This window comes from Streptomyces huiliensis (assembly GCF_020037025.1).
GTDB lineage: Bacteria > Actinomycetota > Actinomycetes > Streptomycetales > Streptomycetaceae > Streptomyces > Streptomyces huiliensis.
The window spans coordinates 67,533-93,983 of record NZ_JAIQLH010000037.1 but is presented as its reverse complement, the minus strand read 5'-3'; the positions used below and the strand labels follow the sequence as shown (position 1 = coordinate 93,983).

Genomic DNA, 26,451 nt, shown 5'->3' with positions numbered 1-26,451 from the left:
GTCCGCGCGCCGAAGGGCGTCACCGTCAAGGCCCCCGCCGAGGTCACGGCCGTCCGCGGCGGCGTGACCACCACCCGCGTGGAACTCTCCGTCCCGGCCGACGCGGCGTCCCGCGTCTTCACCGTCCCCATCCGCCTCGGCGACCAGGAGCGCACGGTGACCGTCCGCGCGTACCCCGCCGCGGGCGGCCCCGACCTGGCCCGCACCGGCCGGGCCACCTCGTCGGGCGACGAGGCCTCCGACTTCCCGCCCTTCGCCGCCCTCGACGGCAGCCCCAAGACCCGCTGGTCCTCCCCGCCCGCCGACGACGCCTGGTGGCAACTCGAACTCCCCCGCCCCACCCGCCTCGGCCGCCTCGTCCTCCACTGGCAGGACGAACTCCACGCCACCCGCTACCGCGTCCAGACCTCTCCCGACGGCCGCACCTGGCGTGACGCCGCCACCATCACCGACGGCAAGGGCGGCACCGAAACCGTCCGCCTCGACGCCCCGGGCACCCGCTTCGTCCGCGTCCAGGGCGTGAAGCGGGCAGTGGAGTCGGCGGGGTACTCACTGGTGGACGTGGAGGCTTACGCGGTACGGAAAGGGTAGGCCGGGGGCGTGAGCCGTCCTGCCCTCGTTTCACGCGTGAAACGAAACGTCTCACGAAAGAAACAGGCGCCCTACGCTGGACCCATGACGACACGGGAAGAGCTGCACGACTTGATCGACCGCATCGATCCGGACGAGCTGGCCGCGGTCGCCGCCATACTGCACACGTACGCCCGGCGCGACGCCGCACGGGAAGGGACAGAGCCGCCGTACCCACGCTCCGTCGGCATCCTCTCCGACGCGCCACCGGACCTGTCGGCGCGTGTGGACGATTACCTCTCCGACGGCTTCGGGCACTGACACAATCCCCCCTCTGATCGTCGTGGACACGGGCCCCTTGGTGGCCCTCGCCAGCCCTTCCGACGCCGCGCACGACCGCTGCCGGGCCTGGCTCGATTCCCTGCCCACCCGACGCGATCTGCTGGTCCCGGCCACGGTGATCGCCGAGACCTGCTACCTCATCGAACGCTACGGCGGCCCGCGAGCCGAGGCTGTCTTCCTGGACGACCTGGCACTGGGCGCATACGGGACGGTAACCGGCCTCATGCCGGAGGACTTGGAGCGCATGGCGGAGCTCGTCCGCGCCTACGCGGACCTGCCCCTGGGCGGAACGGACGCCTCGGTGGTGGCGGTGGCCGAGCGGGTCAAGACGGCGAAGGTCGCCACGCTGGACCGTCGGCACTTCACCGTGGTCCGCCCCGCGCATACCGGCACGCTCCGCCTCTACCCGGCGTGAGAGACGTTCCCACGCACTCCCGCCTCACCTCGCCATGCCGCCGACCCGCCTGGGCTCTTCCCTGCTCGGGCGGCGGTAGCCGCAGTTGCAGACCCAGTCGTCGTAGCGCGAGATGGTGCCGTCGTGACCCATGTGGATCTCGCGCACCATGGTGCGGTCCATGCAGCGGGTGCACCGCACTCCCTCGCACATCGTCCTGGGGAACCTCTCCTGCTGCCCGGCTTTCTGGTTCATGTCCGCGATGATGCGCCCAAGTTGGAACGATGGCACCGGCATGTGCGACAGCCTCCCCCTAAGTGCGTACTCCCGAACTCCCTTGTCGGCGAAGACCGTCAGTGATCATGATGAACGGATGCCGAACTCCTCCGTCCCCACCTGCGTCCTGTCCTCCGTCGGCCACGGGAAGCCGTCCGTCGCCCACGGCCACGACCCTGACGCCTTCGTCGAGATCGGTTCACTCACCAAGGTGCTGACCGGCACCCTGTTGACGCGGCTCGCGGCGGACGGCGTCCTGGACATGGACGACCCGTTGGAGAAGTGGCTCCCGGCGTCCACTCCGGGCACGGGCATCACCCTCCGGCACCTCGCCGACCACACGTCCGGCCTCCCCCGCCTTCCCCCCGGCCTCACCTCGCGCACCGACCCCTACCGCCCCTTCACCGACGAGGCGCTGCGCGCCCTCCTCCCCCGGCTCGGCGCCCTGGCCACCGCCCCGCCCGGCGAGCGGGAGACGTACTCCAACCTCGGCTACGCGGTCCTCGGCGCCGCCCTCGCGGCGGCGGACAGTCGGCCGTACGCCGACGGCCTGCGGGAACGCGTCCTCGTCCCGCTCGGCGTCGCCGACGACGTCGCGCCCCGGCCGCCGGCGGGCCGCCCGAGGGTCGTACCGAAGGGGCCGTTCGGACGGCCGTCCCGCCCCTGGACCATGGACGGCGCGATCCTCCCGGCCGGCGGCCTCTGGGCCACCCCGCGCGCCGCGGCCCGCGTCCTCACCGGCCTCGTCGTCGACCGCGTCCTCGGCGACCCGGCCCCGAGCTGGCAGCGCGCCGGGGAGCTGACCTGGCACAACGGCGCCACGCGCGGGGCCTCGGTCTTCGCGGGGGCCTTCCCGGACGGGCGGTGGGTCCTCGTCCACCGCCTCGGCGGCTCGCCGGAGGAGACGGACCGGATGGGGGTCGACCTGCTGCGGCGGTGAGCTCCGGCCGCGAAGTTCGAACGAACTGGCGATCCGCCGCTCGGCGGGACCGCTCAGGAGTGTGACGCCAGCAGCGAGGTCCACAAGGGAGCGGGCGCCGGGTGGCGGCTGCCGCTATCGTGGAAGTGCTCCGGCCTGAACGGGGCGTTCGCCAGGGGGCTTGCTCCCGTGACGGACAAGCTGAGAGGTTGGTCGCCGGGGCCTACTGGGTGTAGGTCCCGTCGGTCAGACGCAAGAGAGAGTTCGTCCACGGAGTCTGGGCCCGTGACGGACAGCTAAGAGGTTGGTCGCTGGGACCTACTGGATATAGGCCCCAGCGGTTAGGCACAAGAGAAAAGTCCGCCACGGGGAATGGTCCCGTGACGGACAAGCTGAAGGGTGGATCGACGGGGCCTAATGGCTATAGGCCCCGTCGATCATCCCTTGCCGATCACTACCAGGATCAACGTGGTCACGGCGACGAACAGTTCTACCCACGGTGTCACCGCCTTCGCCCCTCGTCGGACCCGGCGCCAGTCGATCGAGCTCCTCAGCCTTCTATGACGGGCCATGTAGTCCCTCTCCACGGATCGGAACCCCGCCGACTGCGAGGCTCCACGAGGGACCTCGGACAGAACGGCACACGGGCCGACCCCGTCCGAGACCCCTGGATGGAGCCCCGAACGCGGCGAGCGAGCCGACCCGGAGGAAGGCTCACGAGTGGCACGTCACGCGGCTGAGCCTAGCGCCAACAAAGCGTGTTTCCGGATGAGTTGGGCTTCCTGCCGCACATTCACCCTTTCGTGGCGAGTGCGAACATTCACGTGAGGAACGGAGAGGGGGGGCCGCCACCCGAGGCTCGAAGCTCGGGTCCGTTACGCCAACTCCCCGGCGCGGCCACCTGCGAAAACACCCCCGAAGCCCAAGACCCGAGCTTCGGACCCCGGACCCCGAGCCCTCTTTCCAAGGAATGGGTGGTGCGGGCTCAACCCCACCCACCCTCCCTCCCAACCGCCGCGTATGCACACCGGGTTCACTTTCCGCAACCGCGTCGCGACGGAGAGGTGCGAGCGTGTACCGTGCTGCGCACACACAGCAAAACGGCCCCCGCCGGTGCCGCAAACACCGGGCGAGAGCCTGACCATCAAGATCCGTTCAACCCCAAAGGATCCTCATGGCTGTCGCCGATCCTATCGCCGACGTGCGCCCGCGCCCCCCTATGGCCAGGCCCGGTTACGGCAAGCGCCCCGCACCCGACCAAGCACCGCGCACCGCACGGGACTTCGCGCACCTCCCCGCCCGCGAGGCGTACATCGCCGCGCACATCGACCGCCTGCCGGACGGCGCGGCGATGGACCACAAGACGCTCGCCAAGGAACTCCCGTACGGCCAACAAGCCGTCCGCACGGCGCTGCGCGCCCTCTCCGAGGCGGGCCACCTGCGCGTCTGCCGGGAACGGGTGAGCGCGGAGCGGACGCAGTGGGTGTCCCGGACGTACTTCTCACGGACAGCGCGCGACGACGCCTGGTGGTCGGCGCTCCTGCGGGGCGACGCACCGCCGACGACGACCACGGAAGCGGACGTGAGCCCGCGAACGACGTCCCCCTCCCGCCGCTCCCCCGCCCACGACGTCCTTGCCTCGGCCGGCCGCGCCGACCCCCGCATGGCCCTGTCGGCCCGCGACTGCGCCGCGCTCGAACCGCTGGCGGCGGAGTGGCTGGCGCGCGGCGCAAGCCCGGCGGCGGTCAGGCACGCGCTGGTCAACGCGCTGCCGGACGTCGTCGCCGCGCCGGGCGCGTTCGCCCGCAGGAGGCTGACGGACCGGATGCCACCGGAACCGGCACCGGAGCCCGTCACTCCGCACGTGGAGCGGCCCGGAGGACCCCGCCTGATCATGGAATGCACGGACTGCCACGTCCCCGGCCCACCGGAGGCCCTCCCGGGCGGCCTCTGCCGCGTCTGCCACGGCACACCCCCGGCCGACGATCCGTCCCCCGACGCCCAGGACACCGTCCGCCGTCGCGTCGACGAGCTGCGGGCCGTCGTCCGCGACCGCCCCAGAACTCCCACCCGCCTCCCGAAGCCGGGCAGGCGGCGCGGCTGACGCCCGACCGGGCACGACGGCCCCCGGCCCCGCGCCGAAGCGCCGGGCCGGGTACGAAGAAGGCCCGGGGGTCTCAGGCGGAAATGCCGTCGATCCGGGCCATCGCGTCCTCCGCGCCGTATGCCTCCAGGTAAGGCAGCCAGCGCGGGTCCCTATGCCCCGTGCCGATGATCCGCCAGGCGAGGCCGGACGGCGGGGCGGGTTGGTGCCGCAGCCGCCAGCCCAGCTCGGAGACGTGCCGGTCGGCTTTGACGTGGTTGCAGCGGCGGCACGCGGCCACCACGTTCTCCCAGGCGTGCTGCCCGCCCCGGCTGCGCGGGACGACGTGGTCGACGCTGGTTGCGACGCCACCGCAGTAGGCGCAGCGCCCGCCGTCGCGGGCGAAGAGGGCCCGGCGGGTGAGCGGGACGGGCCCCCGAAAGGGGACCCGCACGAAGCGCTTGAGCCTCACGACGCTGGGAGCGGGGATGGTGCAGCTGGCGCTGTGCAGGTAGGCGCCCGTGTCCTCAAGGCTGATGGCCTTCTCATTGAGGACGAGTATGAGCGCGCGGCGGAGCGGTACGACGCCGAGCGGCTCGTACGACGCGTTGAGGACCAGGACGTGCGGCACGGGTGCCTCCTTGTACGCCGGCGGCGCGTGGCTCGCGCCGGGACGATCTCCTGCAAGTGTCCCCTGGCCCCTGGCCGGTGCGCCACCATCGGCGGGTAACGGGCCACAGGTGTTTTGGAACACACCTCGGTCAACTGCGCGCAGGACCCGTACCTTCTCGAACACAACAACGGGGGACCCGCTCTGCCCCGTTAGTGTGGTGATTCTGCCCCTGCCGATGCTCGGCGCCGGGCATGTCCATTACGAAGGGTTCCCGCTGTGTCCTGGTCCGCTGCCCTCGTCGCCGCTGACTCGACGCCTCGTCCCTCGTCCCTCGACGAGGCACAGAAGACCGCCAACGACGCCGCCGGCTGGCTGGAGGCGAACTGGTCCGTCTGGATCAGCAACGGTCTGCGCATCGTCCTGATCATCACGATCGCGCTCGTCCTGCGCTCGCTCGTCCGCCGGGGGATCACCAAGCTCATAGCCCGGATGAACCGCACGGCCCAGGCCGTGGACAACGCCCTCGGCGGCATCCTCGTCAACGCGGAACGCCGCCGCCAGCGCTCCGAGGCCATCGGTTCGGTGCTGCGCAGCGTCGCCTCCTTCCTGATCATGGGAACGGCGGCGCTGACGGTGCTCTCGGTCCTGAAGATCAACCTGGCTCCGCTGCTGGCCAGCGCCGGTGTGGCGGGTGTGGCGATCGGTTTCGGCGCCCGCAACCTGGTCACCGACTTCCTGTCCGGCGTCTTCATGATCCTTGAGGACCAGTACGGCGTCGGCGACGAGATCGACGCGGGCGTCGCGACGGGCACGGTCGTCGAGGTCGGCCTGCGCGTGACCAAGCTCCGGGGCGCGAACGGCGCCATCTGGTACGTCCGCAACGGCGAGGTCAAGCGGATCGGCAACCTGAGCCAGGGCTGGGCCATGGCCGAAGTGGACGTCACCCTGCGTTACGACGAGGATCTGGAGCGCGCCCGCCGGGTGATGACCGAGGTGGGTGAGGAGATGGCCAAGAGCGCGCCCTGGGACGAGAAGCTCTGGGAGCCCGTCGAGGTCATGGGGCTGGACTCCGTCTCCCTCGACTCCGTCGTGGTCCGGGTCCAGGCCAAGGCCGCGCCGGGCGAGGCGGCGGCCGTCGCGCGGGAGCTGCGCTGGCGGATCAAGGGGGCGCTGGACGCGGCGGGCATTCGGATGGGGCCGCCGCCGGCCGCGGCGGAGGGGGAGGCGGCGGATGCGACCGCCGATCCTTCGGCTGTCGTGGCGCCGCCGTCGGTGCTCGCCAATCCGACGTCGGCGCAGTCGCTGGCTACGGCGCCTATACCGCCGGGGGCGACGCTCGGGAAGTGAGCCCCGGTCCCGCCCCTTCGCCGATTCCTAGGGCTCCGCCCCAGACCCCTTGAAACCGCACTCCGCGCGGTTGTCCTCAAACGCCGGACGGGCTGATACAGCCCGTCCGGCGTTTGAGGACGCGCACCGCAGGTGTGCTCGGGGGTGCGGGGGCTTGCCCCCTCAAGAAACGGTGAACGGGCGGGACCGGGGCCTCCTCAATCGCCGCTCAGCCCACCCTCCACCTGCGCGGCCACCAACCCCCCGTCCACGACCACGTCCTGCCCGTTCACATAGGAAGCCTCCCCGGACGCCAGAAAGGCGACCACATCGGCGACATCCTCGGCCGTGCCGACGCGGCCCGCGGCAACCCGGGCGACGACGGCCGCCCCTTCGGCGGAGGAGACAGCCGCCCGGTACATGTCCGTATCGATGTAACCGGGGCTCACCGAGTTCACACGGATCCCCCGCGGAGCGAGATCCGCGGCAAGCGTCCGCGTCAGACTGAGCACAGCCGCCTTCGTGGCCGCGTACAGCGACCCGGTCGGCAACCCCCGATGCGCCGTCCAGGAAGCGTTGATGACGACGGCACCGCCGTCGGCCAGCAGGGGCAGGACCCGCTGAACGGTGAAGTAGACCCCCTTGAGGTTGATCCCGACGACGCGGTCGAACTCGGCCTCGCTCACCTCGGAGAAGGGGCCGAACGAGGCGACACCGGCGTTGGCGAAGACCACGTCCAGCCGGCCGAACCGCTCCCGGATCCCGGCGGCCAGAGCGTCCGCTTCGGCGACGCGCGAGACGTCGCCGCGGATCGCGTGGACGCGCCCGGAGCCCCCGAGCTCTTCGACCGCCGCGTCGAGCCGAGCGCCGTCTCGGCCGGTGATGACCACGTGGGCACCCTCGGACACCAGCCGACGGGCGGCGGCGAGGCCCATGCCGCGGGCACCGCCGGTGACGAGGGCGATCTTGTTCTCGAAACGGACAGGAGTGTGGAAAGCGCTGCTGGTCATGGCCCCAGCCTGCGGCCCGCCGCTCACCCCTGACAGTGCTCACTCATCCTGGGTCCGCCACCACCCCCCACCAGCCGCTCAAGCCTTCCGGGCCGTGCAAGCCGTTCGAGCCGCTCCGCGGTCCCGCTCCCCGGCCGCGGATTCTGGAGCTCCACATGCAGCCCGGGCTGGTCCGGCAGGGCCAGCGTGGTGGTGTCGAAGACCAGCTCGCCCACCTCCGGATGGCACACCGCCTTCACCACCTGGCCCGTCACCCCCACGTCGTGCCGCGCCCACAGCGCGTCGAACTCCGGGCTCACCGCGCACAGCCCGTCGGCTATCCGGTCGAACCCGGGGTCACCGGGATGCCGCGCCGCGGCGGCGCGGAAGGCGGCGACGACGCCGGGGGCGACGGCCTCCCACCGCACGTGCAGCGCCCGGTAGCGCGCGTTGGTGAAGAAGGCGACCAGGCAGTTCCGGTCGGCGTCGGTGTAGCCGAACACCGCCCGGGCCGCGTCGTTGACGGCGACGAAGTTCTCGTAGCGGTCCAGGAGCACGGCCGGCCGCGGCGACCACGCCTCGATGAGCCGCCGCAGCTCGGGCGTGGCCTCCGGCCGGGGGACGCCGGCCCGGGGCGGCGGGTTGAGGCCGGTCAACAGGTACAGGTGCTCGCGCTCCGGCTCGTCCAGCCGCAGGGCACGAGCTATCGCGTCCAGGACGTCGGCGGAGACGTTGATCGGCCGGCCCTGTTCGAGCCACGTGTACCAGGAGACGCCCACCCCGGCCAGCAGCGCGACCTCCTCGCGCCGCAGCCCGGGCGTGCGGCGCCGGACGGCCGGGGGCAGCCCGACGTCCTCGGGGGCGAGGCGGGCCCGCCGGCTGCGCAGGAAGCCGCGCAGGCGCTCGCGGCGGCCGGAGACGGAGACGGAAGGCGTGTCAGTGGCCATGTACTCACCGTAACGGAGGGGTCTGACAACGCCTTTCCCCGAAGGGACCCCTCGCTCAGGCGCCCATCTTCCGCAGGAACTCGTCGACGTTGCCGAGCATCCGCGCCACCTGCTCGTCCGTGCTCAGTGACTCCTTGTACCGGGGACCGCTGAACTCCGGCACCTTCTTGCCGCGCACATACAGCGGACAGGCCAGATCGGCGCACATGTAGGCGCCCACCGTGTTGCCGTCGCGGCCGGAGGCGCCGACCTTGCGGGCGGCGAGCAGGGAGACGCCGGAACCGGGGTGTCCGGTGAGGCAGAACGAGCAGATGGTCGTCTTGGCGAGACTGCGCGGGCCGCTCTGGGGGACCCTCAGGGTGATCCCCTGGAGCTTGCCGTCGCGGACGACGACCAGGTAGCCGCGGTCGGGGGCGCCGGGATCGCGCCAGCCCAGGAAGTCAAGGTCGGCCCAGGGGAGTTCGGCCAGTCCCCGGGGCAGGCTGATCCTGCGGGCCTCACCTTTCGAGCAATTGATGAAAGAGGCTCGTATCTCGTTCTCGCCGAGTGGTTCCATGGGGCGAGAAATTAACAGTGTGCCCGTTGTGACGTCATGCGAATTTCGCACACCCCGTTCCACTTCTCGTTCCGCTCCCCGTTCCGCTTCTCGTTCCACTTCCCGTTCCGCTTCTCGTTCCCCCTTCCCCCGTGACGCGAAGAGGTCTGTTCCGTGAAACTCGCTGTGGTCGGCGGAGGCTCGACCTACACCCCCGAACTCGTCGACGGCTTCGCCCGGTTGCGGGCGTCCCTGCCCGTCGACGAACTCGTGCTGATCGATCCGGCGGCCGACCGGCTGGAAACGGTCGGCGGTCTCGCCCGCCGCATCTTCGCCCGCCAAGGCCACCCCGGCCGGGTCACCTGGACCACCGACCTGGACGCGGGCGTGGACGGCGCCGCGGCCGTCCTGCTGCAACTGCGCGTGGGCGGGCAGGCGGCCCGCGCGCAGGACGAGAGCTGGCCGCTGGAGTGCGGCTGCGTCGGCCAGGAGACCACCGGCGCCGGCGGCCTGGCGAAGGCGCTGCGGACGGTCCCGGTCGTGCTGGACATCGCCGAACGGGTCCGTCGGCGCAGCCCGGACGCCTGGATCGTGGACTTCACCAACCCCGTCGGGATCGTCACCCGGGCCCTGCTCACCGCGGGCCACCGGGCGGTCGGACTGTGCAACGTGGCCATCGGCTTCCAGCGGAAGTTCGCCGCCCTGCTCGGCGTCACCCCGCAGGAGGTCACCCTCGACCACGTGGGCCTCAACCACCTCACCTGGGAGCGCGAGGTGCGCGTCGGGGGCGTGGACGTCCTGCCCAAGCTGCTTTCCGACCACGGGGACGCCCTCGCGGCGGACCTGCGCCTGCCGCGCGAGCTGCCCGCCCGGCTGGGCGCCGTCCCCTCCTACTACCTGCGGTACTTCTACCGGCACGACGAGGTCGTGGAGGAACTGCGCGGCAAGCCGTCCCGCGCGGAGGAAGTGGCCGCGATGGAACGCGAGCTGCTGGAGATGTACCAGGACCCCGCGCTCGACGAGAAGCCCGCGCTGCTGGCGAAGCGCGGGGGCGCCTACTACTCGGAGGCGGCCGTCGCCCTCACCTCGGCGCTGCTGGGGGACACCGGGGAGGTGCAGGTGGTCAACACGCTGAACAACGGCACGCTGCCGTTCCTCCCGGACGACGCGGTGATCGAGGTTCCGGCGGCGGTCGACGCCCGCGGCGCGCGCCCGCTCCCCGTACGCTCCCTGGAGCCCCTCTTCTCCGGCCTCGTCGCGGGCGTCACGGCGTACGAGCACCTCGCCCTGCGCGCGGCCCTGGAGGGCGGCCGGGACCGGGTGTTCCAGGCGCTGCTGGCCCACCCCCTGATCGGCCAGGACACGACCGCGGACCGGCTCACGGACGCACTGATCGCGCACAACCGCCACCACTTGGCGTGGGCGTGACGGCGGGTGGAGCGGGCGTGGGCGCGCGGACGAGTGCGGGATCGGGCGTGAGTGCGGGATCGGGCGCACACGCGGCCGCGGGATCCGGCGTGGGATCGGGCGCGAGCGCGGTCGCGGACCGGCTCAGGGACGCGGGCTCGGGGGCGAACCTCGGATCGGGCACGGACGCTGGGCCGGGCGCGGACCCGGGCGCTGGCACTGGCGCTGTCATGGACGCGGTCGCCGTCACACGTGCGGGCACAGCGGGAGGCACCGGCACGGACACGGGTGCCGGCACGAGTCCGAACGGCATCGCAGGCCCCGGCGCACAGGCCCGTACCCGCGGCGACACGGGCGCCGGAGCGCGCGCCCGTGCGGAGGGAACCTCACGCGGGGGCGCGGACGCGGACGGTGGCCCGCGCGGGGACACGGGTGTGTACGGCGGCGCGCACAGCGCCGAGAACGCCCGAGCGGACAGCGCGTCGAGCGCCCAGGGGCGCCCCCGTACGGCGCTGGCGGTGGACGCGGGAAACAGCAAGACGGACGTGGCGCTGGTGGACACCGCCGGCCGGGTCCTGGGCACCGCGCGCGGCGGCGGTTTCCGGCCGCACGCCGACGGCGTGACGGCGGCGGTGGCCGGGCTGGCGGAACTCGTCGCCGCGGCGGGCGCGGACGCGGACGCCCCGCCCGTGGACCACGTCCACGCCTGCCTCGCCAACGCGGACCTCCCGGTCGAGGAGGAGCGGCTGACGGCGGAGATCGAGCGGTATGGCTGGGGCCGGACGGTGACGGTCGTCAACGACACGTTCGCCCTGCTGCGGGCCGGACTGCCGGACGGCACCGCGCCCGAGGGCGTCGCCGTGGTGTGCGGGGCGGGCATCAACTGTGCGGGACTGACGCCGGACGGCCGTACCGCCCGGTTCCCCTCCGTCGGCCGGATCTCGGGCGACTGGGGCGGCGGGGACCATCTCGCGGGCGAGGCCCTGTGGTGGGCGGCCCGCGCCGCCGACGGCCGGGGCGAACCCAGCGCGCTGGCCGCCGCCCTGCCCGCGCACTTCGGGCTGCCGGGCATGCCGGAGCTGATCGAGGCGCTGCACCTGGGTGCCATCACGGGGACGCGGAGGCACGAGCTGGTCCCGGTCCTCTTCAACGTCGCGGCGGCGGGCGACGCTGTCGCCCGGGCGATCGTCGCCCGGCAGGCCGAGGAGGTGGTGGTCATGGCGCGCACGGCCCTCACCAGGCTGGACCTGCTGAGCGAGCGGGTGCCCGTCGTCCTCGGCGGCAGCATCCTGGCGGCCCGCCACCCGCTCCTCCACGACGACGTGGTCCGCGGCCTGGCCGCCTGCGCCCCCTGGGCCGAGCCGGTGGTCGTCACGGCCCCGCCGGTCCTCGGCGCGGCCCTGCTCGCCCTGGACGCGCTGGGCGCGGAGACGGAGGCGCACGCGACCCTGCGGACCCGGTGGGCGTAGGGGCGAGGAGGCGACGGACGCGGGAGCCCGCCCGGGCGGAGAGCAAACGGCGGAAAGTCGACGGGCGCGGGGCCTGAGGGGCCTGAGGGGTAGAGCAATCGACGGGACCCGGGCGGCCGGCGGACGCCGAACTGCCAGGCACAAGACGGGCGCACGGAGCACCGGCACACGGCACGGGCGAAGAACCGGCGACTGCAGACCCGGCGCACCGCGCGGGCGGAGGACCGGCGGGGCCCCAAAACCGGCGGACACCGTACCGGCACGCGCAGGGCGGGCACACAGAGCCCGGATGCACGGCGCGGGCGCAGGCCCGGCCGGACCGGCGAGCGGCGAGCGGCGAGCGGCGAGCGGCGAGCGGCGAGCGGCGAGCAATCGTCCACCCGGCCCGGAGGGCCAGAGAGCCAGAGGGCGCCCGCCGTCCGCCCGGCCGAACCAGCTCCCGCCCCCTGCCTGGCCCCGGCCCTACCCCTCGCTCCCCCACCCCACCCCCCCCCACCCCGCCCGTCCCCGGCGGAACCGCTCGGCACCCGCGTCGCGTGAACACCTGCACAGAGACGCGCAGAGACGCGCAGAGACACACAGAGAGGCACAGAGACCGGCCGACACCGCGCCCCGCACAGATCGCGATCCGAACAAGATCGCGAAGTACCTGGTGTCTTTGTCAGTCCCTGCCGCCATACTTCTGGCCAGGTGCCCCGTCCCGCCCCGCGCCGGGCGGCGGCGGGTACCACCGGCGACCAAGGGGGAGGTCTCGTGTCACAACCGCTACGGACAGCCGCGCCACCGGGGCCTGGACGGGGACCGGGCGCCGGACAGGCGGGGGTTCCGGCCCGCGGGTCGGAGCGCGCCGCCTGGCGCGCGCAGTTCGCCAGGCTGCGGACGGCCGCGACGAGAACGGAGCCGGGCAGACTCCGGGTGATCGGCGCCGCGCTGGCCGCGCTGCTGATCGCGTTCGGCGCGGTCACCGCCTGGCAGGTGACGGACCGGGCCCGGGCGGCCGACGCCGTCGTGGAGCGCAGCGAGCCGCTGAGCGCCGCCGCGGCGGACATCTACGCCTCTCTGGCGGACGCGGACACCACCGCCGCCACCGGCTTCCTGGCCGGCGCCAAGGAGACCCGCGCGGTCCGGCAGCGGTACGAGAAGGACATCGCCACCGCGTCGCAGCTGCTGGTCAAGGCGGCGGCCAACACCGGCGGCTCCCCCGCCGAGCGCCGGCAGATAGCGACGCTGAACGAGCGGCTGCCCGTCTACACCGGCCTGGTCGAGCAGGCCAGGGCCGACAACCGGCAGGGCCTCCCGCTGGGCGGCGCGTACCTCCGCTACGCCAGCGACCGCATGCGCGAGGACCTGCTGCCCGCCGCCCGCCGGCTGTACGAGGCGGAGCGGGACCGGCTGGAGGCCGACTACGCCGACGCCGAGGAGCTGCCCTGGGCGGCGATAGCCGTCGGCCTCCTCGCGCTCGGCGCGCTCGGCTGGGTCCAGCGCCGCGCGTTCCTGCGCACCAACCGGGTGTTCGACCGCGGACTGCTGGCCGCCACGGCGTCCACGCTGGTGGTGCTGGTGTGGCTGGGGGTGGGCCACGGCCTGGCCCGGGCGGAGTTGGAGGACTCGTACGACCACGGCGCCAAGTCCCTCCAGGTGATCGGCATGGCCCGGATCAGCGCGCTCCAGGCGCACGGTGCCGAGAGCCTGTCGCTGGTGGCGCGCGGTGCCGTGCTCACGGACGACGGCAAGGACGCCTACGAGGAGGGCTACGGGCGGGACATGCGGGACCTCTTCGGGGGCACGGGTGACGCCCCGGCCGCCGGGAGCCTGCTGGACCGGGCGAAGTCCCTCGCCGACGGCGCGGACGGCCGCGCCCCGGTGACGGAGGCGATCGACGGGGTGCGCGACTGGCAGCGGCGGCACGCCGCGGCGCGCGCGGCGGACGTCGCCGGTGACTACGACCGGGCGCTGCCGCAGGTGATCGGCGAACGGGACAGCACGGGCGCGTCGTTCGACCACGTCGACACGGCGCTGCGGAAGGCGCTGGACCACGAGAAGGACGACTTCCGGCGGGCCGCCGACGACGGGCGCGGCGCCCTGACCGGGCTGGCGGCGGGCGCCGGCGTCCTCGCCGTGCTGGGTGCCGCCGCCGTGGTGACGGGCATCGGCCGCAGGCTGTCGGAGTACCGATGAGCGGGACGGCACGGACGAACGGGGGAGGGGACATGCACGCGAGAACGACCGAGACGGCCCACACGGCCCACACAACCCAGACCGCCCGGTCGGCCCGGACAGCCCGCACGGCCAGGACGGTGTTCGGGGCCACCGTGGCCATGGTGGTGACGTGCGCCCTGGCCGCGGTCGCGGCGCTGCTGCTGCCCGGCGGCGGCCCGCCGGGACGGACCGACGGCCGACCGGCGACGGCGGCGGCACGACCGGCCGCCGCCGCGGCCCCCGCGGAGCGCGCCGCCGACTGCACCGACCCGGAAGCCAGTCTGCGGCCCTCCACCGCCGACGGCCCCGCCGTCCGCCGGATCAAGGAGCGCGGCCGGCTGATCGCCGGCGTCGACCAGAACAGCTACCGCTGGGGCTACCGCGACCCGGCCACGGGCAAGCTCGACGGCTTCGACATCGCGCTGGTCCGGGCCGTCGCCAAGGCGATCCTGGGCGACCCGGACAAGGTGACGTTCCTGGCCATCCCCACCAATCAGCGCATTCCCGCCCTGAAGTCGGGCAAGGTGGATATCGTCGCCCGTACGATGAGCATCAGCTGCGACAGGATCAAGGAAGTTGCCTTCTCCACGGCCTATTTCCAGGCCGGCCAGCAACTGCTGGTGCCCAAGGGCTCGACGATCACCGGCATCGACGACGACTCCCTGACCGGGCGGAAGGTCTGCGCCGCCGCCGGTTCCACGGCCGAGGCCGAGCTGGCGAAGCGGGCGTCCGCGAAGGTGACCACCGTCCCGAACCAACTCGACTGCCTGGTACGGCTCCAGCTCGGCCAGGTCGACGCCATCCTCACCGACAACGCGCTGGGCGCCGGACAGGCGGCGCAGGACCCGTCCGTGGTACTCGTCGGCAAACCGTTCACCACCGAGTACTACGGCGTGGCGGTGAACCGCGGATCGGAGGACCTGGTACGCCGGGTCAACGCGGTGCTGGACGACTACCGGGCCGGGGGCACGTCGAGCCCCTGGATGCAGGCCTACCGCCAGTGGCTGGCCCGCGCCGATCTCGGCATCACGGCACCTCCGGAGCCCAAGTACCGGGACTGACGCCCGGAAAGACCGGGGAAGAGGGGAAAGAGGAGGGGAAAGGGAGGACGGACGGGAAGCGGCACCCGGGGGCCGGACGGCGGACCCCCGGCACAGCACCGGTACGACAGCACCGGTACGACAGCACCGGTACGACAGCACCGGTACGGCAGCACCGGTACAAAACTGGCGGGAAGCGGCGCGGGCCGCGGACAGGAGAGGGGACCGATGGCGGTCGCGGGGCCCACCGGGCCGGTCTTGAGCCGCGAGGAGGTCGACCGCGCGCTGGCGCGGCTCGGCGCGGAGCACGAGGCCGTCGAGTCCTCCCTGCTCGCCCTGCAGGACCACGCCGGCCGTCGCCTGTTGGAGGGCGCCGACCTGTCCGGCGTCACCAGAGCCCGGTGGACGGTCGCCGAGCAGCTCATCAACCGGCTCTGGACGTACTTCGACGCCTACACCGACGCCCTCACCCGCGCCCGCGAGCTGCGCTCCCGCCGCCGCTGGCCGCACCAGAGCGAGCTGTCCGAGCTGACCGACCTGCTGCGCGGCGCCCGCGTCACCCTGCCGGGCGGCGACCCGGCCGCCCAGTTGACCACGCTCGGCGGCGCGGCCCGGCTCAGCGAGCGGCTGACCCTCGAAGAGCTCGTCGACCGGATGAACGGCTGGTACGCGCAGGCCCTGGACGTGGTCGTGGTCGCCGACGCCGTCTGGTCCGCGCTCCCCGCCCGCATCGACCTGCTCGCCGCCGAGCTGCGCCGCACCCGCTCGCTGGCCCACTCGGTAGGTGTCCGTCCCGGCGAACACCCGTCCGGCGACGACCTGGAGGAGATCACCCGCGAACTGACCGCCCTGCGGGCCGAGGTGATATCCGATCCGCTGGCCTTCTGGACCGGCGCCTCCCCCAGTTCCGCGCCGGGCGGCGGCCGTACCGACACCAGGCGTTACGACCGCGCCGCCCGCGCCCTGGAGGACGTCCGGCGGGAGATCGAGGCGGTGCTGACGGTCCGGCAGGACGCCGAGCAGCGGCTGATGCGGGTGCGGGACGTCCTCTCCCGCGCGGACCGCACGCTGGAGGAGGCCCGGCAGGCCCGCGCGGAGGTGCTGTCCAAGATCGCCGCCTCCGAGGTCCCGGCCGTCTCCGGCCCGCCGACCGCCCTCTACGAGCAGCTGTCCGTCGCCGCCGAACACCGCAGACGCGCCCGCTGGCACCGGCTCTCGCCGCTCCTGGAGAGCCTGGAGCAACGCGCCGAGGAGGAGCTGCTGCGGGCCCGCGCCTCGCTGACGGCGGTCACCGCGCCCCTCGCCGTCCGGGCCGAGCTGCGCGGCCGGCTGGACGCCTACCGGGCGAAGGCCGGCCGGCACGGCCTGGCGGAGGACCCGTTCCTCGGCGAGCGGTACGACGCCGCCCGCCGCATGCTCTGGAGCGCCCCCTGCGATCTGGCGGCCGCCGAACAGGCCGTCCTGCGCTACCAGCAGGCGGTCGCCGGGGCGCTGGCTCCGCCGGGCAACGGAAGCCCGGGCCGGAGCGTCCATGACCACAGGGGGGAAAGATGAGCGGAGACAACGGCACCACGGCCTGCCAGCGGCCGGGCTGCGCGGGCGCCTACGAGGACGTCGGCGGCGGCGAGACGTACTGCGACACCTGCGGCCTCGCGCCGGTCGTCTCGCCCGCGGGGACGCTCTCCTCACCGGCCACCGGCATCGTCGCCGGAGGAGCCGGAGGAGCCGGAGGAACCGGAGGAACCGGCGGAACCGGCGCACACGGCTCGACGAGCTCCACGGGCTCCGCCCAGTCGTCCCGCTCGTCCCGGTCATCCCGCTCCTCACGTTCCGCACCGTCCCGCCGGTCCGTCTCGGGACGGCTGTCGCGCTCCACGCTCGGCGGCGGGAGCACGGCCTCCCGCTCGGTGTCCGTCCGCAGCTCACGCTCCGGAACCGCCGCCTCCGCCCGGAACAAGCTCGGCGCCGGCCTGGTCAGCATGCCGGGCGTGCCGCGCCCCGACCCGCGCACCGCCGTCCTGGCCAACCCCGAGGTGCCCGAGCGCAAGCGGTTCTGCAGCAAGAGCGACTGCGGCGAGCCGGTCGGCCGCTCGCGCGGCGACCGCCCCGGCCGCACCGAGGGCTTCTGCACCAAGTGCGGCCACCCCTACTCGTTCGTCCCCAAGCTGCGCGCCGGCGACGTCGTGCACGGGCAGTACGAGGTGGCGGGCTGCCTGGCCCACGGCGGCCTGGGCTGGATCTACCTGGCCATGGACCGCGCGGTCTCCGACCGCTGGGTCGTCCTCAAGGGCCTGCTCGACACCGGCGACGAGGACGCCCTCGCCGTCGCCCTCGCCGAGCGGCGCTTCCTGGCCGAGATCGAGCACGCCAACATCGTCCGCATCTACAACTTCGTCGAGCACCTCGACCAGCGCACCGGCAGCCTCGACGGCTACATCGTCATGGAGTACGTCGGCGGCAAGTCCCTCAAGGACATCGCCAACGAACGGCGGCTCCCGGACGGCCGGCGCGACCCGCTCCCCGTCGAACAGGCCTGCGCCTACGGCATCGAGGCCCTGGAGGCCCTCGGCCACCTGCACAGCCGCAACCTGCTCTACTGCGACTTCAAGGTCGACAACGCGATACAGCAGCAGGACCAGCTCAAGCTGATCGACATGGGCGCGGTCCGGCGGATGGACGACGACGAGAGCGCCATCTACGGCACGGTCGGCTACCAGGCCCCCGAGGTCGCGGAGGTCGGCCCGTCCGTCGCCTCCGACCTGTACACGGTGGCCCGCACGCTCGCCGTCCTCACCTTCGACTTCCAGGGCTACACCAGCGTCTTCTCCGACAGCCTGCCCGACCCGGACAACATCGAGGTCTTCAGCCGCTACGAGTCGTTCTACCGGCTGCTGGTGCGCGCCACGGACCCCGACCCGGCCCGCCGGTTCTCCTCGGCCGCGGAGATGGCCGACCAGCTCACGGGCGTCCTGCGGGAGGTCGTGGCGCTCCAGACGGGCACCCCGCGGCCCGCCCTGTCGACGCTGTTCGGGCCGGAGCCGCGGGTGGTGGACACCGTCCTGTTCGAGGACGAGGGCCGGGACCCGTCGGTGCTCGGCGCCCGCGCGTCCCGTTCCGTCCTGTCCCGGGCGCCCCGGCAGGCGCCGCCGCCCGTCGCCGCCGCGCCCCCGGCCGAGCCGCCCGCGCTCGCCCCGCTGGACGTCCCGGCCGCCGCGTTCGCGCTGCCCGTCCCGATGGCCGACCCGTCCGACCCCAACGCCGGCTTCCTCGCCGGTCTGCTCTCCGCGCGGCCCGCCGAGACGTACGCGGCGCTCCAGGCCGCGCCCGTCAACTCGCTGGAGCTGCGACTGCGCCGCTTCCGCGCACAGTTGGAACTCGGCGAGCTGACGCACGCCGGGAAGGCGATGGCCTCCCTGGAGGCCGAGTATCCCGACGACTGGCGGATCGTCTGGTACCGCGGCCTGCACGCGCTCGTGACCGGCGACAACGAGACGGCCGCGCTCTCCTTCGACGCCGTCTACGACGCGTTCCCGGGCGAGCCGGCCCCCAAGCTGGCCCTCGGCGTCTGCGCCGAGGTGCTGGGCCAGCTCGACAACGCCGCCGAGTACTACCGTCTGGTGTGGAGCACCGACCCCGGCTTCGTCAGCGCCGCCTTCGGGCTGGCCCGGGTGCGGCTGGCGGCCGGGGACCGGACGGGCGCGGTGGAGACGCTGGAGTCCGTACCGGAGGCGTCCATCCACTTCACCGCGGCCCGGGTCGCGGCGGTCCGCGCCCGGCTGCGCCGCCGCTCGCCGCACGAGCACCTGCTCGACGACCTGACGGCCGCCGCCGGGCAGGTCGAGCGGCTCTCCGAGGTCGGCCTTGACCAGGAGCGCCGCGAGCGGCTGGCCACGGAGGTGCTGGGCACCGCGCTGGACTGGGTGCTGTCCGGCCGCGCGGGCGCGCCGGTCGCGGACGGCCGGCAGGCCGCCCTGCTCGGTGCCGGCACGGACGAACGGAGCCTGCGCTTCGGGCTGGAACGCGCGTACCGCGTGCTCGCCCGCCTCGCCGGGGACGGCGGGGAACGGATCGAACTGGTGGAACGGGCCAACCGCTTCCGCCCCAGGACATGGGTGTGATCGATGTCGCAACTGCCGCAATCCGCACAGCTGACGGCCTGTCCCGTCTGCCATGAGCCGCTGGACCCCGCCGACAACTTCTGCGGCGGCTGCGGCGCGGACCTCTCGGCGGCGGCCCCTGCGGCGGTCTCCCCCGGCGGCCCGGCCGGGGATCCCCGGCGGGCCGCCCGCTACCGCGAGCCGGACGACTACCGGCTGACCCCGCCCGGGACGCCGGCCGTCCCGGGCCAGGCCGGCCTCCCGGTGCCCGACGCGACCGGCCCGACCGGCCGCCGGCGCGTCTGCGGGGCCTGCCGGTCCGGCATGATCGACGACGACGGGTACTGCGAGCACTGCGGGCATGCACAGCCGCGCGAACGGGATCACATGGAGCACGAGACGCCGGGCGTCGCCGCGGTCAGCGACCGCGGCCTGCGCCACCACCGCAACGAGGACGCCTTCGCGGTGTCCACCACGACCCAGCCGGACGGCGGGCCGGCCGTGCTCGCCGTCGTCTGTGACGGCGTGTCCTCCGCCGCCCGGTCCGACGAGGCGTCGGCCGCCGCGAGCGCCGGCGCGCTGGCCTCCCTGGAGGCGGCCGTCGCGGCCGGCACGCCGCCGCGGGAGGCCACCCACCGGGCGATCCTGGACGCCGCGCGGGCCGTCGACGCCCTGGCCGCGTCCGGCCACCGCCCCCGCGAGCACCGCCACCACCAGCAGGAGAACGCCCCCGCCTGCACCATCGTCAGCGCCGTCATCACCGGCGAGCTGCTGACCGTCGGCTGGGTCGGCGACAGCCGCGCCTACTGGGTCCCCGACGACCGTGCCACCGAGCCCGCCCGGCTCACCGAGGACGACTCCTGGGCCGCCCAGATGGTGGCGGCCGGCCTGCTGTCGGAGGCGGAGGCGTACGCGGACGAGCGGGCGCACGCCATCACCGGCTGGCTGGGCGCGGACGCCTACGAGGTGGAGCCGCACACCGCGGCCTTCCAGCCGGACCGCCCGGGCGTCGTCATCGTCTGCACCGACGGCCTGTGGAACTACGCCGAGACCGCCGAGCGGATGGCCGCCGTCGTCCCCTCCGACGCCCGCGAGCGGCCCCTGGAGACCGCGCGCCGACTGGTCGGTTACGCCCTTGACGGCGGGGGGCACGACAACGTAACCGTTGCGGTACTGCCGTTCCCCGCCCGCGCCGCGGAGCCGGGAACGGCCTGACGCCCGAGCGTCACGGGGGGAACCGCACGCCGGTGCCGGGGGAGGCGCCGCGCGCGTCCGTCCGTCCGTCGGTCGCCATGTGACCAGGTGAGTGCGAAGGAGCGGATCGGATGTCGAACTTGTCCAAGCCGGACGTGCCGCGTTTCTCGGTCGACGTCTACCAGAACGAGTTCCTGCCCGAGGGCGGGCGCGAGGTGAACGCGATCGTCACCGTGACGTCCACCGGAGGCGGCTCGTCCGCCGGCGCGTCGGCCGCGTCGGCGCCGGACACCGCAGTCGTGATCATGGTGGACTGCTCCGGCTCGATGGACTACCCGCCGGCCAAGATGCGCAACGCCCGGCAGGCCACGGCCGCGGCGATCGACGTGCTGCGCGAGGGCGTCTCCTTCGCGGTGGTGGCCGGCACCCACCAGGCCAAGGAGGTCTACCCCGGGCTCGGCCGGCTGGCGGTCGCCGACGCCACCACCCGCGCCCAGGCCAAGGAGGCGCTGCGCAAGCTGAGCCCCGGCGGCGGTACGGCCATCGGCACCTGGCTGCGGCTCGCGAAGCGGCTGCTGGCCTCGTCCGACGCGTCCATACGCCACGGCATCCTGCTCACCGACGGCCGCAACGAGCACGAGGAGCCGGACGCCCTGCGGGCCTCCCTGGACGCGTGCGCCGGGCAGTTCACCTGTGACGCGCGGGGCGTGGGGACGGACTGGGAGGTCAAGGAGGTCACCGGCATAGCCTCGGCCCTGCTGGGCACCGCCGACATCGTCGCCGACCCGACAGGCCTGGCCGCCGACTTCACCGGGATGATGGAGAACGTCATGGGCAAGGAGCTCGCCGACGTCTCCCTCCGGCTGTGGACCCCGCAGGGCTCCGAGGTGCAGTTCGTCAAGCAGGTGGCGCCCACCGTACGGGACCTGACGGACCGTCGGACCGAGGCGGGCCCCCGGGCCGGCGACTACCCCACCGGCTCCTGGGGCGACGAGACCCGCGACTACCACGTGTGCGTCCGGGTCCCCGACGCCGGAGTGGGCCGCGAGATGCTGGCCGCCCGGGCCTCCCTGGTACGGCCGACACGCGACGGTTCGGCGGAGGTCCTCTCCCAGGGACTGGTCCGGGCCGTGTGGACGGACGACCTCGCCGCCTCCACCACGATCAACCCGCAGGTCGCGCACTACACCGGCCAGGCCGAGCTGGCCCAGGCCATCCAGCAGGGCCTGGAGCTGCGCAAGTCCGGCGACCTCGACGGCGCCACGGCCAAGCTCGGCCGGGCCGTGCAGCTCGCCAGCCGCTCGGGGAACGAGGACACCGCGAAACTGCTGGCCAAGGTGGTGGACGTGGTGGACGCCGTGAACGGTACTGTGCGGCTGAAGGCCAAGGTCTCGGCCGAGGCGGAGAAGACACTGGAGACACGCTCGACCAAGACGGTCCGCGTGAAGAAGTAGCACGCCGGCCGGGCGAACACCGCAAGGTCATGGGAACACCGGATACGGCGCAAGAGGGGGAACGACCGACATGCCGACCTGCCCGAACGGTCACCAGTCGGTGGCCGACGACTGGTGTGAGGTGTGCGGCCACCGGATGACCGGGGTCTCCGCGCCCCCGGGTGCCGTCCCCCCGCCACCGCCCGCGCCACCCGTCTACCCCGGCGGCACCGCCGAAGCCACCATGCAGGCGGAGCTCTGCCCCCAGTGCCGCACACCCCGCGAGGCCCAGGCCCCGTTCTGCGAGGAGTGCGCGTACAACTTCCTGACCAGGACGGCCTCGCCGTACGTGACGCCGCCGCAGCCCCACGGCTTCCAGTCGGCCCCTCCCCCGCCGCCGCAGCCCACCCCGCCGCACACCTTCGACTACCACGGCTCCCGCCCGTCGCGGATCAACCGCCCTGCGGAGCCGCTGACTCCGCAGCACGGTCCGCCGGGGCTCGACGGCGACGACGACTGGATGCTGCCCCCGCCGGCGCCCGCGCCGGACAACCCGTACGCGTACGACCCGGGCCCACCGGCGGCGGCACCGGCGCCGGCACCGGCCGGCTGGGTCGCGGTGATAGCTCCCGACCGCGACTACTTCCGGTCGATGATGAACCGCAGCGGCCCGGAGGCGGCCGGCCTGAACCTGCCCGCGTACTCCCCCGAGCAGCAGTGCCGCCTCAGCGGTCCCCAGATCACCATCGGCCGCCGCCGGCACAGCACGGGCGAGTCCCCGGACATCGACCTCTCCCGCCCGCCGGAGGACCCGGGCGTCTCCCACCAGCACGCCGTGCTGGTCGAGCAGCCGGACGGCAGCTGGGCCGTGGTCGACCAGGACTCCACCAACGGCACGACGATCAACGGTTCCGAGGACCCGATCCAGCCCTACGTCCCGGTCCCGTTGCACGACGGCGACCGGGTGCACGTGGGCGCCTGGACGACGATCACCGTCCGGCGGGGCTGACACCGCCCTGTTCCGGCCGAGGAGTCCTACGACGGGAGTCCTCGGCCGGGTGGTCTGCGACCATGGAAGGGTGAATGAGATTCGGCGCGGCACGCTTCAGGAGCAGACCTTCTACGAGCAGGTCGGCGGCGAGGAGACCTTCCGGCGCCTGGCCCACCGCTTCTACGAGGGGGTGGCCGAGGACCCCCTGCTCCGTCCCATGTACCCCGAGGGCGACCTCGGCCCCGCCGAGGAGCGCATGGCCCTCTTCCTCATGCAGTACTGGGGCGGCCCCCGCACCTACAGCGAGAACCGCGGCCACCCCCGCCTCCGCATGCGCCACGCCCCCTTCACCGTCGACCGCGCCGCCCACGACGCGTGGCTCCGGCACATGCGGGACGCGGTGGACAGCCTGAACCTCTCGCAGGGGCACGCGGACGAACTGTGGCGCTACCTGACGTACGCGGCGGCCACAATGATCAACACCCCCGACTAAGCCCGTCCGGCGTTTGAGGACAGCGCGCGAAGCGTGCTGCGGGGGTCCGGGGGCTTGCCCCCGGGAATCGGCGAAGGGGTGGGACCGGGGCACCCTCCAAGCCCGTCACGCAGGCGTGACGGTCAGCCCCCCGACGCCCCCCGTCCGCACGGCGACGGACCCGTAAGGCGTCCGCAACCGCAACCACCCGCCAACGGCGAAAAGCGCCAGAGGCTCCGGCGCGGCGACGCCGCCCGCGGCCGCGGGCACCCGTACAGGCCGCAAGAACCCAAGAGCCTGAGCCGCGTGCACCACCCGCAGAGGCAGCCCCGTCTCACCAAGCGTCCGAGACCAGATCTCCCGCCCGATCCGATCCCGCTCCGCCCGGTTCCGCCGCTGCGCGGGCAGCGCCTCGTCCCGCGCCCGGAACTCCCCGACCGCCGCGGCGACGGCGCCGCGCACCTCCTCCACGGACGGCAGCCCGGGCACCCGCCGCCAGCCGCCGCGCGGCGGCAGCACCCCGGCCCAAGGCGGCCCGGTGACGGTCTCGGGAACGGCGACGTCAAGCCCGCTCCCGACCGGGGAACCCGCGTCGATCTCATCGGCCAGCCGCCCGGCCGACACGGTCACGTCGAGCGCGCCCTCGTCGGCCAGCCGAGCGGTACGGATGGCGAGCACCTCGAACGACGGCGGGCGCCCGAAGACCCCGAGCACCCCGCCGCCCGCCTGGAGCCGCACCGCGGCCGCCCGGTCGTAGTGGATCAGCCGGGCCAGGAAGGCGGCCAGGTCGACCGCCTCCCGCGCGTCGGCGAACCGCAGCCGTGGCCCCCGCTCGGCGGAGGCCGGAGGCGGAACCGGGACCGCCGTCATACGGCGACGGCCCCCTCGACACCGTCAGGGACGGGCTCCTCGTCCCGGAACCCGGCGAGCAACTCGCGCTCCTCCTCGGTGATCCGCCGCGGCCGCCCGGTCTCCCGGTCGATCGGCACGACGACCGTGGCCGCCCGGGCGTAGACCTGCTCCTCGTCCTTGATCTCGTACGAGACGGTCAGCGAGGAGCGGGAGACGTGCGTCACCCAGCTCTCGATGACCACCGGCGCGGGCCGGTGGACGAGCGGCCGCAGGTAGTCGATCTCGTGCCGGGCCACGACCGACCCGTCCGAGAACGAGTGGTCCCCCTTGCCGAACTCGGAGCTGAAGAGGAAGTCGATCCGGGCCTCCTCCAGGTAGCGGAGGAAGACCGCGTTGTTGACATGGCCGAAGGCGTCCATGTCCGACCAACGCAGCGGGCAGGAGTAGATATGGCGCGCCATATCAGCCCCGGGTGAGCTTCTTGTAGGAAGCGCGGTGCGGACGCGCGGCGTCCGGGCCGAGCCGCTCGATCTTGTTCTTCTCGTAGGACTCGAAGTTGCCCTCGAACCAGAACCACTTGGAGTCGCCCTCGTACGCCAGGATGTGGGTGGCGACGCGGTCGAGGAACCAGCGGTCGTGGGAGACGACCACGGCCGCGCCGGGGAAGTCCAGCAGCGCGTTCTCGAGCGAGGACAGGGTCTCGACGTCGAGGTCGTTGGTCGGCTCGTCGAGGAGCAGCAGGTTGCCGCCCTGCTTGAGGGTCAGCGCCAGGTTGAGGCGGTTGCGCTCACCGCCCGAGAGGACGCCGGCCGGCTTCTGCTGGTCCGGGCCCTTGAAGCCGAACGCGGAGACGTAGGCGCGGGACGGCATCTCGACCTGGCCGACGTTGATGTAGTCCAGCTCGTCGGAGACGACGGCCCACAGCGTCTTCTTGGGGTCGATGTTGGCGCGGCTCTGGTCGACGTAGGAGATCTTGACGGTCTCGCCGACCTTGATGCTGCCGGAGTCCGGCTTCTCCAGACCCTGGATCATCTTGAACAGGGTCGTCTTGCCGGCGCCGTTCGGGCCGATGACGCCGACGATGCCGTTGCGCGGCAGGGTGAAGGAGAGGTCGTCGATGAGGACCTTGTCGCCGAACGCCTTCGACAGGTTGCTGACCTCGACGACGACGCTGCCCAGGCGCGGGCCCGGCGGGATCTGGATCTCCTCGAAGTCCAGCTTCCGCATCTTGTCGGCCTCGGCGGCCATCTCCTCGTAGCGGGCCAGACGCGCCTTCGACTTGGCCTGGCGGCCCTTGGCGTTGGAGCGGACCCACTCCAGCTCTTCCTTGAGCCGCTTCTGCCGCTTGGCGTCCTTCTGGCCCTCGACCTTCAGACGGGCGGCCTTGTTCTCCAGGTAGGTGGAGTAGTTGCCCTCGTAGGGGTGGGCGCGGCCGCGGTCGAGCTCCAGGATCCACTCGGCGACGTTGTCGAGGAAGTACCGGTCGTGGGTGATCGCCACGACGGTGCCCGCGTACTTGGCCAGGTGCTGCTCCAGCCAGTTCACCGACTCGGCGTCGAGGTGGTTGGTGGGCTCGTCGAGGAGCAGCAGGTCGGGGGCCTCCAGCAGCAGCTTGCAGAGGGCCACGCGGCGCTTCTCACCACCGGAGAGGTTGGTGACCGGCCAGTCGCCGGGGGGGCAGCCCAGGGCGTCCATGGCCTGCTCCAGCTGGGCGTCCAGGTCCCAGGCGTTGGCGTGGTCCAGGTCCTCCTGGAGCTTGCCCATCTCCTCCAGCAGCGCGTCCGAGTAGTCGGTCGCCATCAGCTCGGCGATCTCGTTGAACCGGTCGAGCTTGCCCTTGGTCTCGGCCACGCCGTCCTGGACGTTCTCCAGGACCGTCTTGGCCTCGTCCAGCTCCGGCTCCTGCATCAGGATGCCGACGCTGTAGCCGGGCGACAGGAAGGCATCGCCGTTGGAGGGCTGCTCCAGACCGGCCATGATCTTCAGCACGGTGGACTTACCGGCGCCGTTCGGGCCGACCACACCGATCTTCGCGCCGGGCAGGAAGCTCAGCGTCACGTCATCGAGGATGACCTTGTCGCCGTGCGCCTTGCGCGTCTTGCGCATGGTGTAGATGTACTCAGCCAAGAGAAACCGTCCGGCATTCGAGAAGGGCCAATGTGCGGCTCCGCCCGCGTGAGGGCAGACACACCCATCTTGCCGTACCGGCGGCCCCTGGCGAAAACGTGATCCGGCACGGCCGGGGGCGCCGCCCCGCCCCCGCCGCTTCTTCAGGGGCGCCCGGTGCCCACCGGTACCGGGCC

At 73.3% G+C, this 26,451-nt stretch carries 24 protein-coding genes; 16 read left to right on the top strand and 8 right to left on the bottom strand.

Features of this window, described 5'->3' with window-relative positions; genetic code table 11:
• From JNW98_RS08765 to JNW98_RS08755, 3 genes are all read left to right on the top strand, one after another.
• The coding region (locus JNW98_RS08765) for a discoidin domain-containing protein (RefSeq protein WP_223767534.1) at positions 1-591 on the top strand (591 nt) is incomplete at its 5' end.
• Positions 592-675: 84 nt separating this feature from the next.
• Positions 676-891 (top strand): hypothetical protein, encoded by a 216-nt coding sequence (locus JNW98_RS08760; protein ID WP_223767533.1) that lies wholly within the window; start codon positions 676-678, stop codon positions 889-891.
• A 22-nt stretch (positions 892-913) separates the two neighbouring features.
• A complete protein-coding gene (locus JNW98_RS08755; RefSeq protein ID WP_308015528.1) occupies positions 914-1,327 on the top strand; it encodes a type II toxin-antitoxin system VapC family toxin in 414 nt (137 codons plus the stop codon).
• A gap of 24 nt (positions 1,328-1,351) precedes the next feature.
• On the opposite strand, the gene JNW98_RS08750 is transcribed toward JNW98_RS08755, so the two are convergent.
• Positions 1,352-1,561, bottom strand: coding sequence for a hypothetical protein (locus tag JNW98_RS08750; RefSeq protein ID WP_223767531.1), 210 nt, complete (start codon positions 1,559-1,561; stop codon positions 1,352-1,354).
• Between the two features lie 118 nt (positions 1,562-1,679).
• Here JNW98_RS08750 and JNW98_RS08745 point away from each other — a divergent pair, with 118 nt between their 5' ends.
• Together JNW98_RS08745 and JNW98_RS08740 are read left to right on the top strand one after the other, a co-directional pair.
• On the top strand, positions 1,680-2,522 hold the full coding sequence (locus JNW98_RS08745; RefSeq protein ID WP_223767530.1) for a serine hydrolase domain-containing protein: 843 nt from the start codon (positions 1,680-1,682) through the stop codon (positions 2,520-2,522).
• A gap of 1,153 nt (positions 2,523-3,675) precedes the next feature.
• Positions 3,676-4,605 carry a hypothetical protein gene (locus tag JNW98_RS08740; protein ID WP_223767529.1) on the top strand — a complete coding sequence of 310 codons (930 nt, stop codon included), beginning with the start codon at positions 3,676-3,678 and terminating at the stop codon, positions 4,603-4,605.
• Positions 4,606-4,678: 73 nt separating this feature from the next.
• On the opposite strand, the gene JNW98_RS08735 is transcribed toward JNW98_RS08740, so the two are convergent.
• A complete protein-coding gene (locus JNW98_RS08735; RefSeq protein WP_004950088.1) occupies positions 4,679-5,215 on the bottom strand; it encodes an HNH endonuclease in 537 nt (178 codons plus the stop codon).
• A 258-nt stretch (positions 5,216-5,473) separates the two neighbouring features.
• Here JNW98_RS08735 and JNW98_RS08730 point away from each other — a divergent pair, with 258 nt between their 5' ends.
• Positions 5,474-6,544 carry a mechanosensitive ion channel family protein gene (locus tag JNW98_RS08730; RefSeq protein WP_223767528.1) on the top strand — a complete coding sequence of 357 codons (1,071 nt, stop codon included), beginning with the start codon at positions 5,474-5,476 and terminating at the stop codon, positions 6,542-6,544.
• 197 nt (positions 6,545-6,741) lie between these two features.
• On the opposite strand, the gene JNW98_RS08725 is transcribed toward JNW98_RS08730, so the two are convergent.
• Genes JNW98_RS08725 through JNW98_RS08715 form a run of 3 tightly spaced genes read right to left on the bottom strand, consistent with a single transcriptional unit; the run spans position 6,742 to position 9,015 of the window.
• Positions 6,742-7,533: an SDR family NAD(P)-dependent oxidoreductase gene (locus JNW98_RS08725; RefSeq protein WP_223767527.1), complete on the bottom strand. Its 792-nt coding sequence runs from the start codon at positions 7,531-7,533 to the stop codon at positions 6,742-6,744.
• A 23-nt stretch (positions 7,534-7,556) separates the two neighbouring features.
• Positions 7,557-8,459, bottom strand: a complete 903-nt coding sequence (locus JNW98_RS08720; protein WP_223767526.1) for a helix-turn-helix transcriptional regulator — start codon at positions 8,457-8,459, stop codon at positions 7,557-7,559.
• 55 nt (positions 8,460-8,514) lie between these two features.
• Positions 8,515-9,015, bottom strand: a complete 501-nt coding sequence (locus tag JNW98_RS08715; protein WP_223767525.1) for an FBP domain-containing protein — start codon at positions 9,013-9,015, stop codon at positions 8,515-8,517.
• A gap of 153 nt (positions 9,016-9,168) precedes the next feature.
• On the opposite strand from JNW98_RS08715, the gene JNW98_RS08710 reads away from it, so the two are divergent.
• The 10 genes from JNW98_RS08710 (at position 9,169) to JNW98_RS08665 (ending at position 23,317) form a co-directional block, all read left to right on the top strand.
• On the top strand, positions 9,169-10,422 hold the full coding sequence (locus JNW98_RS08710) for a 6-phospho-beta-glucosidase (protein WP_223767524.1): 1,254 nt from the start codon (positions 9,169-9,171) through the stop codon (positions 10,420-10,422).
• A gap of 413 nt (positions 10,423-10,835) precedes the next feature.
• Positions 10,836-11,870 carry an N-acetylglucosamine kinase gene (locus JNW98_RS08705; protein ID WP_372459191.1) on the top strand — a complete coding sequence of 345 codons (1,035 nt, stop codon included), beginning with the start codon at positions 10,836-10,838 and terminating at the stop codon, positions 11,868-11,870.
• 753 nt (positions 11,871-12,623) lie between these two features.
• Positions 12,624-14,048, top strand: a complete 1,425-nt coding sequence (locus JNW98_RS08700) for a GlnX family signal transduction membrane protein (protein ID WP_372459189.1) — start codon at positions 12,624-12,626, stop codon at positions 14,046-14,048.
• Positions 14,049-14,188: 140 nt separating this feature from the next.
• Positions 14,189-15,130 carry a glutamate ABC transporter substrate-binding protein gene (locus tag JNW98_RS08695; protein ID WP_504754530.1) on the top strand — a complete coding sequence of 314 codons (942 nt, stop codon included), beginning with the start codon at positions 14,189-14,191 and terminating at the stop codon, positions 15,128-15,130.
• Positions 15,131-15,337: 207 nt separating this feature from the next.
• The gene (locus JNW98_RS08690; RefSeq protein WP_223767522.1) at positions 15,338-16,663 is read left to right on the top strand and encodes a hypothetical protein; all 1,326 of its coding nucleotides are present in this window, start codon (positions 15,338-15,340) and stop codon (positions 16,661-16,663) included.
• Positions 16,660-19,227, top strand: a complete 2,568-nt coding sequence (locus tag JNW98_RS08685) for a serine/threonine-protein kinase (RefSeq protein WP_223767521.1) — start codon at positions 16,660-16,662, stop codon at positions 19,225-19,227. The genes JNW98_RS08690 and JNW98_RS08685 overlap by 4 nt, the downstream gene beginning before the upstream one ends.
• Before the next feature lie 3 nt (positions 19,228-19,230).
• Positions 19,231-20,421 (top strand): protein phosphatase 2C domain-containing protein, encoded by a 1,191-nt coding sequence (locus tag JNW98_RS08680; protein ID WP_223767520.1) that lies wholly within the window; start codon positions 19,231-19,233, stop codon positions 20,419-20,421.
• 110 nt (positions 20,422-20,531) lie between these two features.
• Positions 20,532-21,854 (top strand): VWA domain-containing protein, encoded by a 1,323-nt coding sequence (locus JNW98_RS08675; protein WP_223767519.1) that lies wholly within the window; start codon positions 20,532-20,534, stop codon positions 21,852-21,854.
• A gap of 70 nt (positions 21,855-21,924) precedes the next feature.
• Positions 21,925-22,842, top strand: coding sequence for an FHA domain-containing protein (locus JNW98_RS08670; protein ID WP_223767518.1), 918 nt, complete (start codon positions 21,925-21,927; stop codon positions 22,840-22,842).
• Between the two features lie 70 nt (positions 22,843-22,912).
• Entirely contained in the window at positions 22,913-23,317 is a 405-nt protein-coding gene (locus JNW98_RS08665; RefSeq protein WP_223767517.1) for a globin, read from the top strand.
• Positions 23,318-23,422: 105 nt separating this feature from the next.
• Here JNW98_RS08665 and JNW98_RS08660 read toward each other — a convergent pair whose 3' ends face one another.
• The 3 genes from JNW98_RS08660 to ettA are packed head-to-tail and all read right to left on the bottom strand — an operon-like array spanning position 23,423 to position 26,275.
• Positions 23,423-24,166 carry a DUF8010 domain-containing protein gene (locus tag JNW98_RS08660; protein WP_223767516.1) on the bottom strand — a complete coding sequence of 248 codons (744 nt, stop codon included), beginning with the start codon at positions 24,164-24,166 and terminating at the stop codon, positions 23,423-23,425.
• Positions 24,163-24,609, bottom strand: coding sequence for an acyl-CoA thioesterase (locus JNW98_RS08655; RefSeq protein ID WP_223767515.1), 447 nt, complete (start codon positions 24,607-24,609; stop codon positions 24,163-24,165). Before JNW98_RS08655 ends, JNW98_RS08660 begins: the two co-directional genes overlap by 4 nt.
• Before the next feature lies 1 nt (position 24,610).
• Positions 24,611-26,275, bottom strand: coding sequence for an energy-dependent translational throttle protein EttA (ettA, locus tag JNW98_RS08650; RefSeq protein WP_223767514.1), 1,665 nt, complete (start codon positions 26,273-26,275; stop codon positions 24,611-24,613).
• Between the last annotated feature and the right edge of the window lie 176 nt (positions 26,276-26,451).

What these genes read in the sequence shown, in the direction of transcription:
- JNW98_RS08685 (WP_223767521.1), top strand. Translation starts at nt 16,660, where the DNA reads ATGAGCGGAGACAACGGCACCACGGCCTGCCAGCGGCCGGGCTGCGCG.
- JNW98_RS08740 (WP_223767529.1), top strand. Translation starts at nt 3,676, where the DNA reads ATGGCTGTCGCCGATCCTATCGCCGACGTGCGCCCGCGCCCCCCTATG.
- JNW98_RS08760 (WP_223767533.1), top strand. Translation starts at nt 676, where the DNA reads ATGACGACACGGGAAGAGCTGCACGACTTGATCGACCGCATCGATCCG.
- JNW98_RS08680 (WP_223767520.1), top strand. Translation starts at nt 19,231, where the DNA reads ATGTCGCAACTGCCGCAATCCGCACAGCTGACGGCCTGTCCCGTCTGC.
- JNW98_RS08750 (WP_223767531.1), bottom strand. Translation starts at nt 1,561, where the DNA reads ATGAACCAGAAAGCCGGGCAGCAGGAGAGGTTCCCCAGGACGATGTGC.
- JNW98_RS08675 (WP_223767519.1), top strand. Translation starts at nt 20,532, where the DNA reads ATGTCGAACTTGTCCAAGCCGGACGTGCCGCGTTTCTCGGTCGACGTC.
- JNW98_RS08655 (WP_223767515.1), bottom strand. Translation starts at nt 24,609, where the DNA reads ATGGCGCGCCATATCTACTCCTGCCCGCTGCGTTGGTCGGACATGGAC.
- JNW98_RS08745 (WP_223767530.1), top strand. Translation starts at nt 1,680, where the DNA reads ATGCCGAACTCCTCCGTCCCCACCTGCGTCCTGTCCTCCGTCGGCCAC.
- JNW98_RS08670 (WP_223767518.1), top strand. Translation starts at nt 21,925, where the DNA reads ATGCCGACCTGCCCGAACGGTCACCAGTCGGTGGCCGACGACTGGTGT.
- JNW98_RS08690 (WP_223767522.1), top strand. Translation starts at nt 15,338, where the DNA reads ATGGCGGTCGCGGGGCCCACCGGGCCGGTCTTGAGCCGCGAGGAGGTC.
- JNW98_RS08725 (WP_223767527.1), bottom strand. Translation starts at nt 7,533, where the DNA reads ATGACCAGCAGCGCTTTCCACACTCCTGTCCGTTTCGAGAACAAGATC.
- JNW98_RS08660 (WP_223767516.1), bottom strand. Translation starts at nt 24,166, where the DNA reads ATGACGGCGGTCCCGGTTCCGCCTCCGGCCTCCGCCGAGCGGGGGCCA.
- JNW98_RS08715 (WP_223767525.1), bottom strand. Translation starts at nt 9,015, where the DNA reads ATGGAACCACTCGGCGAGAACGAGATACGAGCCTCTTTCATCAATTGC.
- JNW98_RS08720 (WP_223767526.1), bottom strand. Translation starts at nt 8,459, where the DNA reads ATGGCCACTGACACGCCTTCCGTCTCCGTCTCCGGCCGCCGCGAGCGC.
- JNW98_RS08695 (WP_504754530.1), top strand. Translation starts at nt 14,189, where the DNA reads ATGGTGGTGACGTGCGCCCTGGCCGCGGTCGCGGCGCTGCTGCTGCCC.